Origin of the sequence: Oricola sp., assembly GCF_022763245.1 — a bacterium.
Taxonomy (GTDB): Bacteria; Pseudomonadota; Alphaproteobacteria; order Rhizobiales; family Rhizobiaceae; genus Oricola.
Map to the genome: position 1 here is coordinate 15,005 of NZ_JALEGV010000013.1, position 13,581 is coordinate 28,585.

14 protein-coding genes and 1 pseudogene are annotated in these 13,581 nt (G+C 65.2%); 12 read left to right on the forward strand and 3 right to left on the reverse strand.

Annotated features, from left to right (window positions below; all coding sequences use genetic code 11):
- Positions 1-9: 9 nt before the first annotated feature.
- Positions 10-1,122 (forward strand): carbohydrate ABC transporter substrate-binding protein, encoded by a 1,113-nt coding sequence (locus tag MRY80_RS07675; protein ID WP_293289717.1) that lies wholly within the window; start codon positions 10-12, stop codon positions 1,120-1,122.
- A gap of 7 nt (positions 1,123-1,129) precedes the next feature.
- On the opposite strand, the gene MRY80_RS07680 is transcribed toward MRY80_RS07675, so the two are convergent.
- Positions 1,130-1,966 carry an amidohydrolase gene (locus MRY80_RS07680; RefSeq protein WP_293289693.1) on the reverse strand — a complete coding sequence of 279 codons (837 nt, stop codon included), beginning with the start codon at positions 1,964-1,966 and terminating at the stop codon, positions 1,130-1,132.
- Positions 1,967-2,035: 69 nt separating this feature from the next.
- Positions 2,036-2,818 carry an IclR family transcriptional regulator gene (locus MRY80_RS07685; RefSeq protein ID WP_293289695.1) on the reverse strand — a complete coding sequence of 261 codons (783 nt, stop codon included), beginning with the start codon at positions 2,816-2,818 and terminating at the stop codon, positions 2,036-2,038.
- 170 nt (positions 2,819-2,988) lie between these two features.
- Here MRY80_RS07685 and MRY80_RS07690 point away from each other — a divergent pair, with 170 nt between their 5' ends.
- From MRY80_RS07690 to MRY80_RS07740, 11 genes are all read left to right on the forward strand, one after another.
- Positions 2,989-4,305: an extracellular solute-binding protein gene (locus tag MRY80_RS07690; RefSeq protein WP_293289697.1), complete on the forward strand. Its 1,317-nt coding sequence runs from the start codon at positions 2,989-2,991 to the stop codon at positions 4,303-4,305.
- A 108-nt stretch (positions 4,306-4,413) separates the two neighbouring features.
- Positions 4,414-5,313 carry a sugar ABC transporter permease gene (locus MRY80_RS07695; RefSeq protein ID WP_293289699.1) on the forward strand — a complete coding sequence of 300 codons (900 nt, stop codon included), beginning with the start codon at positions 4,414-4,416 and terminating at the stop codon, positions 5,311-5,313.
- 2 nt (positions 5,314-5,315) lie between these two features.
- Entirely contained in the window at positions 5,316-6,182 is an 867-nt protein-coding gene (locus MRY80_RS07700; RefSeq protein WP_293289701.1) for a carbohydrate ABC transporter permease, read from the forward strand.
- Between the two features lie 2 nt (positions 6,183-6,184).
- Positions 6,185-7,282 (forward strand): sn-glycerol-3-phosphate ABC transporter ATP-binding protein UgpC, encoded by a 1,098-nt coding sequence (gene ugpC / locus MRY80_RS07705; RefSeq protein ID WP_293289703.1) that lies wholly within the window; start codon positions 6,185-6,187, stop codon positions 7,280-7,282.
- Between the two features lie 4 nt (positions 7,283-7,286).
- On the forward strand, positions 7,287-8,408 hold the full coding sequence (locus tag MRY80_RS07710) for a mandelate racemase/muconate lactonizing enzyme family protein (protein WP_293289705.1): 1,122 nt from the start codon (positions 7,287-7,289) through the stop codon (positions 8,406-8,408).
- Between the two features lie 3 nt (positions 8,409-8,411).
- The gene (locus tag MRY80_RS07715) at positions 8,412-8,741 is read left to right on the forward strand and encodes an L-rhamnose mutarotase (RefSeq protein WP_293289707.1); all 330 of its coding nucleotides are present in this window, start codon (positions 8,412-8,414) and stop codon (positions 8,739-8,741) included.
- Positions 8,734-9,807 carry a Gfo/Idh/MocA family oxidoreductase gene (locus MRY80_RS07720; protein ID WP_293289708.1) on the forward strand — a complete coding sequence of 358 codons (1,074 nt, stop codon included), beginning with the start codon at positions 8,734-8,736 and terminating at the stop codon, positions 9,805-9,807. The genes MRY80_RS07715 and MRY80_RS07720 overlap by 8 nt, the downstream gene beginning before the upstream one ends.
- Positions 9,808-9,809: 2 nt before the next feature.
- The gene (locus tag MRY80_RS07725) at positions 9,810-10,262 is read left to right on the forward strand and encodes a MaoC/PaaZ C-terminal domain-containing protein (RefSeq protein WP_293289709.1); all 453 of its coding nucleotides are present in this window, start codon (positions 9,810-9,812) and stop codon (positions 10,260-10,262) included.
- 18 nt (positions 10,263-10,280) lie between these two features.
- Entirely contained in the window at positions 10,281-11,015 is a 735-nt protein-coding gene (locus MRY80_RS07730) for an SDR family oxidoreductase (protein ID WP_293289711.1), read from the forward strand.
- A gap of 22 nt (positions 11,016-11,037) precedes the next feature.
- Positions 11,038-12,333 (forward strand): L-fuconate dehydratase, encoded by a 1,296-nt coding sequence (locus MRY80_RS07735; RefSeq protein WP_293289713.1) that lies wholly within the window; start codon positions 11,038-11,040, stop codon positions 12,331-12,333.
- 24 nt (positions 12,334-12,357) lie between these two features.
- Entirely contained in the window at positions 12,358-13,197 is an 840-nt protein-coding gene (locus tag MRY80_RS07740; RefSeq protein ID WP_293289715.1) for a fumarylacetoacetate hydrolase family protein, read from the forward strand.
- 13 nt (positions 13,198-13,210) lie between these two features.
- On the opposite strand, the pseudogene MRY80_RS07745 reads toward MRY80_RS07740, so the two are convergent.
- A pseudogene (locus MRY80_RS07745) lies at positions 13,211-13,581 on the reverse strand (aldehyde dehydrogenase (NADP(+))); the annotation flags it as partial.

Here is a 13,581-nt window from a genome sequence, read left to right on the forward strand (position 1 = left end):
CTGAAGGGCATGACGTGGAGCCATCCGCGCGGCTATGACCCGATGGTCGCCTGTTCGCGGATCTGGGCGGAGAAGACGGGCGTCGAGATCGACTGGGACAAGCGCTCGCTGCAGGACTTCGAGTCCTTTCCGGTCGAGGAACTGGCGCGGGCCTATGACCTGATCGTCATCGACCACCCGCATGTCGGCGAAATCACCGCGCAAGGCTGCCTGGCCGCGCTCGACGTCAGAGGGCGCGACACGGAGCGCATGGCGCTTGCAGAGGCGAGCATCGGCGGTTCGTTTGAAAGCTACACGTGGGACGGGCGCCAGTGGGCGTTTCCGATCGACGCCGCGGCGCAGGTCCAAGCCTGGCGTCCGGACCTGCTGGAGGACGCGCCTCGGACGTTCGATGCCGTCCTGGCGCTGGCGGGCGAGGGCAGGGTGCTGATCCCGATGCGGCCGCCGCATTCGCTGATGACGTTCTTCACGCTCGCGGCCAATCTGGGTACGCCGTGTGCGACCGAGGGGCCCGGAGACCTGATCGCCGCGTCGTCCGGCACGCGTGTCTATGAGCTGATCGCGGAGCTGATGCGCCATGTGCCGGCGGAATGCCATGACCTGGACCCGATCGCGGTCTTCGAGCGCATGAGCGACGCGGGCAGCACGATCGCCTGCGCGCCGCTGATCTACGGCTATGTGAATTACGGCATTGCCGGGTTCCGGCCGAACGTCCTGGCCTTTGCCGACATTCCGGCGGCGGGCGGTGACGGTCCGGTCGGGTCGGCGCTGGGCGGAACGGGCATCGCCGTATCCGCGTTTTCGTGGAACATCCCGAAGGCCGTCGATTTCGCCTACTGGATCGCCAGCGGCGAGGTGCAGCGCGGACCGTTCGCCGCCGCGGGCGGGCAGCCCGGCCATGCCGCGGGCTGGGACGACGACACGGTGAATGCGACGACCAGCGGGTTCTACCGCAACACCCGCCGGACGTTGGACAAGGCGTGGATGCGCCCACGCCACAAGGGCTACATGGCGTTCCAGGCCGCGGCATCCGAACGGCTGAACGCCGGTCTCCGGAGCGGCGAGACGGGAACGTCGGTCATCGCCGATATCAACGCGATGTTCGCGAAAAGCTTCGGCTGAGCCTCACTCAAAGGTTCCAGAGACGCCGGGCGTTCGCGGACAGGAGTCTGTGGCGCTCGTCTTCGCTCGTTCCGTCCAGGAGGGCGTGCGTGGCGGCGACCCAGGCGGCCAGGCCGCCGCCGAGCGTGCAGACCGGCCAGTCGCTGCCCCAGACGACACGGTCCCAGCCGAAGCTCTCGACCGTGTGTTCGACCCACGGGCGCAGGGTTTCGGCGATCCAGGTCTCGGGATCGGCATAGGCGACCACGCCCGAAATCTTGGCGACGACATTCGGCCGCCTGGCGATCTCGGCGATGTCGTCCCGCCAAGGCTGGCGGGCATCGCCGGCAATGTCGGGGACGCCGCAATGGTCGAGGATGAAGGTGACGTCGGGGGCGAGGTCGGCAAGCGCGATCGCCTTGTCCAACTGGCGCGGAAGGACGCAGAGATCGAAGGTAAGCCCGGTGCCGCCGAGCCGCTGCAAATTCTCGCGAAACAGCGGCTGTTCGGACAATTCGTCCGGCATGACGTGAAGCACCCGGCGGAAGCCCTTCACGAGCCCGTTGGGGCGCTGGCGGTCCAGATAGGCGGCGAACCCGTCCGTCTCGGGCCGGCATGACGCGATGGCGGCGACGACAAGGCTGTCCGCCCGGTCTGCGAGCGATCCGACATAGGTCGTCTCGTCCTCGATCCTCTCCGGTGCGACATCGACTTCCATGTGGATCGTCGAGGCGATGCCGGCGCGCCGTGCGTCGCGTTCGTACTCGTCGTAGGTCCAGTTCCGGTTGAGCGGCTCGACCCCGGCGAGCCACGGATAATCGAGCGCCTCCCGGTCGATGACATGCAGATGGGTGTCGACGATCATGGCGCTTCCTCCTCGCGAACCGCGTCGGGCGCATGCTCCCACAGGAGAATAGATTATTCAAATAAGAATTTACGCGGGTTTTTTCGTATCCGCGCCTGCCAGTTCCGAAAGCTGGCGCGTCGTCTTGGCGAGTATCTCCAGCGTCTCGGTGATGTCGGGCGCCTGGGGCACGTTGACCAGGGTGATGTAGGGGATCGTCAGCGCGGCGATGGCGCGCCCGTCCGGTCCGAGGATCGGCGCGGACAGGTTGTAGACGCCGGCTGTTTGCGCGCTCGGCATCATCTCGTAGCCGCGCTCGCGGATCTGGTCGAGCCGGTCGAAGAACTCCTTCTCCATGGTCGGATGTTCGGTGCTGCGCGAATACTCGTTGATCATCATCAGCCGCTCTTCCTGCGAGCGGAAGGCGAGCAGGACGTGACCGGAACCGGTGTCGTAGAGGCTGATATGCGAGCCGACGCGGATGGAGATGCCCCAATATCCGGGCGCTTCGAGCTGCGCGACGACGACGACGGAGCCGCGGTCGAACACTGCGAGCTGGTTCGCCTGCCGGGTTTCCTCGGCCAGTTCGCGCATGAATGGCGTCGCAAACGAGACCAGCCGGCGTACCGGCGCGTGCGATTGAGCGAGGCCGAAGAGCTTCAGCGTCAGCGAATAGCGGTCGCCGTCGATCCGCGTGACGTATCCGCGGCGCACGAGCCGGTCGAGCATGCGGTAGAACTCGTTGGGGCTGCGGCCCAGCCGCTTGGCGATCTCCGCCTGGGTCAAACCGCCGTCGATATCGGCGAGCAGTTCCAGGATATCCAGACCCTTGTCGAGGGCGGGAGCCCTGTAGCGGTCGTCATCCTGTTCCATGCTTTTCTCCGTGAATGTCATCATTCATATACGCATACACAAGCCAGATATCAATGAAGGAATGGCTTGACCGCTGGTGAAGAAGGTGTTTGTATATGAATGAACCACTCATCAGTGGGGGTCATGGGGCGGGTTGCCCCATGACGGTCTAACGTCTCGGGAGGAGGCTCATGAACAAGCTATTGGCCGGCGTATCCGCCGGTGTCCTCGCATTGGTCGCAGGGAACGCTGCGCTCGCGCAGGACTTGCCTGGGAAATTCGACGGCGTCACCATCGACGCCAAGCTGATCGGCGGTCAGCAATACGAGAATCTCTACTCGCGCATCGCCGAGTGGGAAGCCGCGACCGGCGCCAAGGTCAACGTGATCTCCAAGAAGAACCACTTCGATCTCGACAAGGAGATCAAGTCGGACATCGCCGTCGGTGCGGTCAACTGGTGCGTGGGTTCCAACCACTCGTCCTTCGCGCCGCAATATCCGGGCATCTACACCGACCTGAACGCGCTGCTGCCGGCCGACGAGATCGGCGCCTATGTGGACGCCAACATCGCCGCCTCGACGCTTGACGGCAAGCTGGTGCTGCTGCCGCGCGCGCAGTTCGACGTGTCGGCGATGTACTACCAGAAGAGCCTCTATGCCGACGAGGACAACAAGGCCCGCTTCAAGGAAGCTTACGGCTACGACCTGACGCCGCCGGACACGCTGCAGCAGTGGTCCGACCAGGCGAAGTTCTTCTCCAATCCGCCGGATTTCTACGGCACGCAATATGCGGGCAAGGAAGAGGCGATCAACGGCCGCTTCTATGAAATCCTGCGCGCGGAGGGTGGCGAATATCTCGACGCCGACGGCCGTCCGGCCTTCAATTCCGAGGCCGGCGTGCGCGCTCTGAGCTGGTTCGTCGATCTCTACAACGCGAAGGCCGTTCCGGCCGGCACGACCAACTATCTGTGGGACGATCTCGGCCAGGGCTTCGCCTCGGGCACGATCGCGCTCAACCTGGATTGGCCGGGCTGGGCCGGGTTCTTCAACGACCCGGGCGCGTCCAAGGTCGCCGGCGACGTCGGTGTCGTCGCGCCGCCGAAGGGCTCGTCGGGCGCCCGGACCGGATGGTCGGGTCACCATGGCTTCTCGGTCACCGAGAACTGCGCCAACAAGGATGCAGCCGCCTCTCTGGTCTGGTTCCTCACCAACGAGGACAGCCAGAAGCTGGAGGCCGCCGCCGGACCGCTGCCGACCCGCGACGCGGTGTGGGAGTGGGTGATCTCCGAAGCCGAGGGCGACGCCTACCGTCAGGAAGTCCTCAAGGCCTTCCAGGAAGCGGCCAATGGCGCCTATCCGGTGCCGCAGTCTCCGTCCTGGATCGAGATTTCCAACGCCGTCTATCCGAAGCTGCAGGCCGCCATTCTCGGCGACATGACGGCGCAGGAAGCCCTTGACGAGGCGGCGGCGGAAGCCACCGAGATCCTCGAGGATGCCGGAGAGCTCTAAGGTTCCTCCCGAAGGGGCGCGGCCCGTCCGCGCCCTTTTTCTCTTGAAGTCGGTCTCGCGCCGCCTATCCGCGAGACGTATCGTGCCCTTCACAACCGAAACGGGGAAATGATGAGAGGCTGGAAGCCCGCGCCGCATGTGCTCTTGCTCTTGCCGGCCTTCATCGTGCTGGCGGCGGTGGTCGTCGTGCCGCTCTTGCTGTCGCTGTATTCGAGCTTCACGCCGTTCCGGCTGACGCGGCCCGATTCCATCTACACCTTCATCGGGTTCCGCAATTACGAGCGGATCCTGACCGACAAGGATTTCTGGATCGCCTTCGGCCGGACCGTGCTGCTGCTGACCTTCGCGCTGAACCTGGAGATGGTTCTCGGCCTGGTGCTGGCGCTGCTGGTGGAGAAGGCAACGCGCGGGCAGCGGATCCTGCGCACCATCATGATGTTCCCGATGATGTTCTCGCCGGTCCTCGTCGGCTTCCAGTTCAAGTTCATGTTCAACGACAACATCGGCATCGTGAACAACGCCCTGCAGTCGCTGGGCCTGACCGACCAGGCGATCCCGTGGCTGATCGACGGGCAGCTCGCCTTCATCGCGATCCTGGTCGCCGAGATCTGGTCGTCGACGGCGGTGTTCGCGATCTTCATTCTTGCCGGCCTGATGGCGATGCCGCGCGAACCGCTGGAGGCGGCGAAAGTGGACGGCTGCACGCCGCTGCAGAGCTTCCGCTATGTGACGTGGCCCTTCGTCATGCCGTTCGCCTTCATCGCCATGACGATCCGCTCGCTCGACATCGCGCGCGCCTATGACATCGTGAAGATCATGACCGACGGCGGCCCGGCCGGACGCACCGAGATCCTCTGGACCATGATCGCGCGCACCGCCTATTCGGACGCCCGCATGGGGCTCGCCAACGCGATGAGCTACATCGCGATCCTGCTCTCCATCCTGTTCACGGCGATGTTCTTCCGGCAACTCGCGAAGGCTCGCCAGCAGATCGGTGCGGAGTGGTGACGATGGACGAGAACTCTGCACACCGCCTGAAGCGCGGACTGCTCAAGGCCGGCCACCTCATCGGGCTCTTCCTGGCCATGGCGATCATCTGCCTGCCGGGTCTGTGGATCGTGCTGTCCTCGCTGCGCCCGACCGTCGAGATCATGGCGAAGCCGCCGGTGTGGATACCGAACGAACTCTCCTTCGACGCCTATGTGGCGATGTTCTCGGGCGTCGGGCAGGGCGGCATTCCGGTGCTGGAATATTTCCGCAACTCGGTCATCATCTCCGTCACCTCGACGGTGATCGCGCTCGCTGTCGGCATGGCGGGAGGCTACGCCTTCGCGCGCTACCGGTTCCGCGGCAAGTCGGCGATCTTCCTCGGCTTCATGCTGACGCGCACCGTGCCGGGCATCGCGCTCTCGCTGCCGCTGTTCTTCGTCTATGCGCGGCTCGGCATCATCGACACCCATTTCGGGATGATCCTCGCCTATGTGGCGCTGAACGTGCCGTTCACGGTGTGGCTAATCGACGGCTTCTTCCGGCAGGTGCCGCGCGATCTCGCCGAGGCGGCGCAGATCGACGGCTGCACGCGGTGGCAGGCCTTCTGGCAGGTCGAGTTCCCGCTGGCCCGGCCCGGCATCGCATCGGCCGGCATCTTCGCCTTCCTCATCTCCTGGAACGAATTCGCGCTCGCCTCGCAGCTGACGCGGTCGACCAATTCCAAGACGCTGCCGGTCGGCCTGCTCGACTACACCGCCGAGTTCACCATCGACTGGCGGGGCATGTGCGCGCTGGCGGTGGTGATGATCATTCCGGCGCTCACACTCACATTCATCGTTCAGAAACACCTCGTCTCCGGTCTCACCTCCGGCGCGGTGAAGGGATAGACATGGCTACCGTCTCGCTGAGGAACCTGGTCAAGAAATACGGGCAGCTGGAGGTGGTGCATTCCATCAACCTGGAGGTCCAGGACCGCGAATTCATCGCGCTTGTCGGCCCGTCGGGATGCGGCAAGTCGACGTCGCTGCGGATGATCGCCGGGCTGGAGGACATCACCGGCGGCGAAATCCGCATCGGCGACCGGATGGTCAACGACCTGCCGCCGCGCCAGCGCAACATCTCCATGGTGTTCCAGTCCTACGCGCTCTATCCGCACATGACCGTGGCGGAGAACATGGGCTTCTCGCTCAAGATCGCGGGCCGCTCGCAGGAGGAGATCGACACGGCCGTCGCGGAAGCGGCGCGCACGCTCAGCCTTGAGGAACTTCTGGAGCGGCGCCCGTCGCAGCTCTCCGGCGGTCAGCGCCAGCGCGTCGCCATGGGCCGCGCGATCGTGCGCCAGCCGGACGTGTTCCTGTTCGACGAGCCGCTTTCCAATCTCGACGCCAAGCTGCGCATGCAGATGCGCACCGAGATCAAGAAGCTGCACGCCAAGGTGCAGTCGACGGTCATCTACGTAACGCATGACCAGGTCGAGGCGATGACGCTGTCCGACCGGATCGTCATCATGCGTGACGGTCATATCGAGCAGGTCGGCACGCCGGAAGAGGTGTTCCAGAGGCCCGAAACGCGCTTCGTCGCGGGCTTCATCGGCTCGCCGACCATGAACCTGCGCGAAGCGACGGTCGATGACGGCAGGCTCGTCTTCGCCAATGGCGACGCGCTGCCGCTGCCGGCCGCGTTCCGCGAAAAGGTGACCGCGGGCGACAAGGTGGTCTTCGGGCTCCGGCCGGACGACCTCTATCCGGCCGGGCACGGCATCCATTCCGGCGAGGCGCATGACGTCCACACCTTGTCCGTGCCGGTGTCGATCACCGAGCCGCTCGGCAACGAGACGCTGGTTTTCGCCGAGTTCGCCGGCGACGACTGGATCGCGCGGATGCTCAATCCCAAGGCGCTGCAGCCCGGCGAGACGATCGATCTCAGCTTCGATCTCAGCCAGGCGCACCTGTTCGACGCCTCGACCGGGAAAACCCTGAGGAGATAGTGCGATGGCGCGTATCGAAAAAGTCGAACTGCGCATGGTCGACCTGGTGCCGAAGGTCAAGCGGACCGACGCGATCCAGAGCTTCGTCAGCCAGGAAACGCCGATCGTCACGATCACCGATTCCGACGGGGCGACCGGCACGGGCTACAGCTACACGATCGGCACCGGCGGCTCGTCGGTGATGCGGCTCCTGGCCGATCATCTGGCGCCGCGGCTGATCGGGCGCGACGCCGACATGATCGAGGGGATCTGGCACGAGCTGGAATTCGCCACCCATGCGACGACCATCGGCGCCATCACCTCGATCGCGCTGGCGGCGATCGACACCGCGCTCTGGGATCTGCGCGCGCGCAAGCAGGGGCTGCCGCTCTGGAAGCTCGCCGGCGGAGCCAAGGACCGCTGTCCGCTCTATACGACCGAGGGCGGTTGGCTGCATATCGAGACGCAGGCGCTGGTCGACGACGCGCTCGACGCCAAGGCGAAGGGGTTCACCGGATCGAAGGTCAAGGTGGGCCGGCCGCACGGGTCCGAGGACCTTGAGCGGCTTTCCGCGGTGCGTGCCGCCGTGGGCGACGGCTACGAGATCATGACGGATTGCAACCAGGGCTTCACCGTCGACGAGGCGATCCGGCGCGCCGACCGGTTGCGCGAACTGGACCTCGCCTGGCTGGAGGAGCCGCTTCCCGCCGACGACATCGACGGGCACGTCCGGTTGTCGAACTCCACCGCGACGCCCATCGCGGTCGGCGAGTCGCTTTATTCGATCCGGCATTTCCGCGAATACATGCAGAAGGGGGCCTGCTCGATCGTGCAGGTGGATGTCGGCCGGATCGGCGGCATCACGCCGTGGCTGAAGGTGGCGCATGCGGCGGAAGCCTTCGACATCCCGGTCTGCCCGCACTTCCTCATGGAACTGCATGTCAGTCTGACCTGCGCCGTGCCGAACGGCAAGTATGTCGAATACATCCCGCAGCTCGACGACCTGACGGGCAGTCGCATGGAGATCGTGGACGGTCATGCGCTGGCGCCCGCCGAGCCGGGCATCGGCATCGACTGGGACTGGGATGCGGTGAAGGCGAAGAGCATCGCCGAATTCACCACGACGGTCACGCAACGGGAGGATTGAGCCATGCAGCGTATGGGAATGGTGATCGGCCTGAAGGGCGAGAAGATCGCCGAGTACAAGCGGCTGCACGCGGCGGTCTGGCCGGAGATCCTGGACATGATCTCGACGTGCAACATCCGCAACTATTCCATCTTCCTGAAGGAGCCCGAAAACCTGCTGTTCGGCTATTGGGAGTATCACGGCACGGATTTCGAGGCGGATGCCGCCAAGATGGCCGCCGACCCGAAGACGCAGGAATGGTGGGACGTCTGCATGCCCTGCCAGGAGCCGCTCGAGACGCGCAAGGACGGCGAGTGGTGGGCGATGATGGAGGAGGTCTTCCATCATGACTGAGCGCTTCGACCCCGCTGATCTGAGCCAATCCTGGGCGATGCCGGCCGATCCGCGCCCGATCGTGACTTTCGGCGCGGGTTCCATCGTCAGCGACGCGCATTTTCCGGCCTATAGGAAGGCGGGTTTCCCCGTGGCGGGCCTCTACGATCCCGATCCTGAAAAGGCGCGCAAGCTCGCGTCCGAATGGGGCGTGGAAGCCTTTGCGACGATCGAGGAGGCCGTGGCGGTTCCGGGCGCGATCTTCGATCTCGCCACGCCGCCCAAGGTGCATGCCGACGTGCTGCGCGCCCTGCCGGACGGCGCGGCGGCGCTGATCCAGAAGCCGATGGGATCCGATCTCGTCGGCGCGACGGAAGTGCTGCGAATCTGCCGCGAGAAGGACCTGAAGGCAGCGGTGAATTTCCAGCTCCGCTTCGCGCCGATGATGCTGGCGCTCAAGGACGCCATCGCCAAGGGATGGCTAGGCGAGGTTGTCGATTTCGACGCCTGGCTGGCGCTGGCGACGCCGTGGGAATTGTGGGCCTTCCTGAAGGGGCTGCCGCGGATCGAGATCACGATGCATTCGATCCACTATCTCGACCTGATCCGCCAGGTCCTCGGGGACCCCAAGGGCGTCCATGCGAAGTCGCTCGGCCATCCGAACCACGAGATGGCGCAGACGCGCACCAGCGCGATCCTCGACTATGGCGACACGGTGCGCTGCGCGCTTTCGATCAATCACGACCACAAGTTCGGCCGCAAGCACCAGGCCTGCGAGTTCCGCGTCTGCGGGACTGAGGGCGCGGCCTATCTGCAACTGGGCGTCAACCTGGACTATCCGCGCGGCGAACCGGACATCCTGGAGATCTTTCCCAAGGGCGGCGACGACTGGGTGACGGTGCCGCTCAAGGGCGCTTGGTTCCCCGACGCGTTCGTCGGACGGATGGCCAATCTGCAGCGTTTCGTCACCGGCGAGGACGCCGAACTGGTCAGTTCCGTGGAGGACGCCTGGAACACGATGGCGCTGGTCGAGGCGGCCTATCAATCCTCGGCGTCGCCCGCAACGCCGCTTCAACGAAAGCCCTGACGATGGAACAGACGATCTATTTCGAGGAATACGAACTCGGCCACGAGCGCATGACCTATGGCCGCACGATCACGGAGACGGACTTCGTGGTCCATGCCGGCCACACGGGCGATTTCTTCCCGCATCACATGGATGCCGAGTTCATGAAGACGCAGCCCTTCGGCCAGCGCATCGCGCACGGCACGATGGTCTTCGCCATCGGCATCGGCCTGACGGCGAGCGTGATCAACCCGGTTGCGTTCTCCTACGGCTACGATCGGCTGCGCTTCGTCAAACCGGTCTTCATCGGCGACACGATCCGTTCGCGCGTGACGATCGCCGCGAAGGAAGACGACCCGAAACGGCCTGATGCCGGCCGGGTGGTCGAGCGCACCGAAGTGCTGAACCAGCGCGACGAGGTCGTGCTCGTCGCCGATCACATTCACATCGTCGAACGCAAGAACAAGCCCGCCTGACGGGCAGACGGAGACAACATGACGGACTGGGTCAGGGGAAAGACCGTATTGGTCACGGCGGCCGGGCAGGGAATCGGCCGCGCGACAGCGCTCGCCTTCGCCGCTGCCGGCGCGAAAGTGGTCGCGACCGACATCAACGAGGCGACGCTTGCCGAACTGGCCGCGACCGAGGGCGTGGAAACGCGCGTGCTCGACGTGCTGAAGGACGAGGCGGTTAGTGCCGTCGTCGCCGAGACCGGCTCGGTGGATGTGCTCTTCAACGGCGCGGGCTTCGTGCATGCCGGCTCGATCCTCGAAATGAAGGACGAGGAGTTCGATTTCGCGGTCGACCTCAACGTTCGCTCGATGATCCGCACGATCCGCGCGGTGCTGCCGGCGATGCTGGAGCGCGGCGGTGGCGCGATCGTCAACATGGCGTCGGTTGCAAGCTCCATGAAGGGTGTGCCGAACCGCTTCGCATACGGAACGACGAAGGCCGCGGTGATCGGGCTGACCAAGGCCGTGGCCGCGGACTATGTCGCGCAGAACATCCGCTGCAATGCGATCTGCCCGGGAACGGTGGAGAGCCCTTCGCTGCATGACCGGATGCGCGCGCAGGGCGATTTCGACGCGGCGCGGGCGGCCTTCATCGCCCGCCAGCCGATGGGCCGCATCGGCACGCCGGAGGAGATCGCCGACCTCGCGGTTCACCTCGCCAACGCGACCTACACGACCGGCCAGGCCTACGCCATCGACGGCGGCTGGACGATCTGACAACGCCTCAAGGACGAAATCCGTGACCGAAATCACCGGCCTCAAGACATACGATCTCCGCTTCCCAACGTCGCAGAACCTCGACGGCTCGGACGCGATGAACCCCGATCCCGACTATTCGGCCGCCTATGTCGTGCTCGAAACCGGTGATGACGGGCTGGAGGGCCACGGCCTGACCTTCACCATCGGTCGCGGCAACGAGATCTGCGTCGCGGCGATCGAGGCGATGCGGCATCTGGTCGTCGGGCTCGATCTGGACTGGATCGCCGAGAAGCCCGGACGGTTCTGGCGCCACGTGACGTCGGACAGCCAATTGCGCTGGATCGGGCCGGACAAGGGCGCGATGCATCTGGCGACGGGCGCGGTGGTGAACGCGGTTTGGGACCTGCTGGCGAAACGGGCGGGCAAGCCCGTCTGGCGGCTCGTCGCCGACATGAGCCCGGAGGAGATCGTCGATATCGTCGATTTCCGCTACCTGACCGACGCGATCTCCCGCGAGGAGGCTCTCGCCATCCTGGCGGCGGCCGAAGCGGGCAAGGCGGAGCGCATCGCGGCACTCGAGGCGAAGGGCTATCCCTGTTACACGACCTCGGCGGGCTGGCTTGGCTATCCCGACGAGAAACTGCGCCGGCTGTGCCGCGAGGCCGTGGAGGCGGGCTACACCCATGTGAAGCTGAAGGTCGGGCGCGACGTCGCGGACGATGTCCGCCGTCTGCGGATCGCGCGCGAGGAACTCGGCCCGGACCGTTTCCTGATGATCGACGCGAACCAGGTCTGGGAAGTCGGCCAGGCGATCGACTGGGTGAAGCAGCTTTCCTTCGCCGATCCCTTCTTCATCGAGGAGCCGACCAGCCCCGACGACATCGCCGGCCACCGCCGGATCCGCGAGGCGGTCGCGCCGGTCAAGGTGGCGACGGGCGAGATGTGCCAGAACCGCATCGTCTTCAAGCAGATGATCGCGGGCGGGGCCATCGACATCGTGCAGATCGACGCCTGCCGCATGGGCGGGCTGAACGAGGTGCTCGGCGTGCTGCTGATGGCCGCGAAATACGGGCTGCCCGTCTGGCCGCATGCCGGCGGGGTGGGCTTGTGCGAATATGTCCAGCATCTCTCGATGATCGATTTCGTCGCCGTGTCGGCAACGATGGACGGGCGCGTGATCGAATATGTCGATCATCTGCACGAGCATTTCGTCGATCCCTGCGTCATCCGAAACGCGGCCTACATGCCGCCGGTGACACCCGGTTTCTCCATCGAGATGAAGCCGGCGTCCATCGAGGATCACATTTTCCACGGCGGCGCGACCAAGGCCGCCTGATTTCAAGCCTGCAAGGACTACACCATGAAACTGCTCCGTATCGGCGAAGCCGGACAGGAAAAACCCGCAATCCTCGATCGTGAGGGCAAGGCGCGCGACCTTTCTTCGATCGTCTCCGACATTGCCGGCGAGACGCTGTTGCCCGAAACGCTGGCCAGGCTGGCTGCACTCGATCCGTCCGACCTGCCGGAACTCGATGCCGGCCGGATCGGGCCCTGCGTCGGCGGCGTCGGCAAGTTCATCTGCATCGGGTTGAACTACTCCGACCACGCCGCCGAGACGGGCGCCGAAGTGCCGAAGGAGCCGGTCATCTTCATGAAGGCGACGAGCGCGATCTGCGGTCCGAATGACGAGGTGAAGATTCCGCGCGGGTCCGTCAAGACCGACTGGGAGGTCGAGCTGGGCGTCGTGATCGGCAAGGGCGGCGCCTATATCGAAGAGGCGGACGCGCTCGACCATGTCGCCGGCTATTGCGTCGTCAACGACGTCTCGGAGCGTGAATTCCAGATCGAGCGCGGCGGCACCTGGGACAAGGGCAAGGGCTGCGACACGTTCGGCCCGATCGGCCCGTGGCTGGTGACGCGGGACGAAGTCGCCGATCCGCAGAAGCTGAAGATGTGGCTCGACGTCGACGGCAAGCGGTTCCAGGACGGCTCGTCGGAGACGATGGTCTTCGGCGTCGCGCATCTGGTCAGCTATGTCAGCCGCTTCATGAGCCTGCAGCCGGGCGACGTGATCTCCACCGGCACGCCGCCCGGCGTCGGCATGGGCCAGAAGCCGCCGGTCTATCTGAAGGGCGGCGAGGTCATCGAACTCGGCATCGAGGGACTGGGCTCGCAGCGCCAGAACGTCGGCAAGGCCTGACGCCGAACCTCGATCAGCCTCTCAGCTCCTCCGGCAGCATGTTTTCGGGCATGTTCTGGTAGCAGACAGGTCTGAGGAAGCGTCTTATGGAGAGGGTGCCGACGGAGGTTGCGCCGAAATTTGTGGAGGCGGGGTAGGGCCCGCCATGGACCATGGCGTCGCAGACCTCGACGCCGGTTGGAAAGCCGTTGGCGAGCAGCCGGCCGGCCTTGCGTTCCAGGATCGGCATCAGCGTCCGGCCGTCACCGTCGTCGGTGTCGTCCATGTGGATCGTGCAGGTGAGCTGTCCCTGCAGCGAGCGGGCGATCGCCAGCATCTCGTCGAAATCTTTGGCGGTGACGATCAGGCCGAGCGGGCCGAAGACCTCTTCGCCGAGCGCGTGGT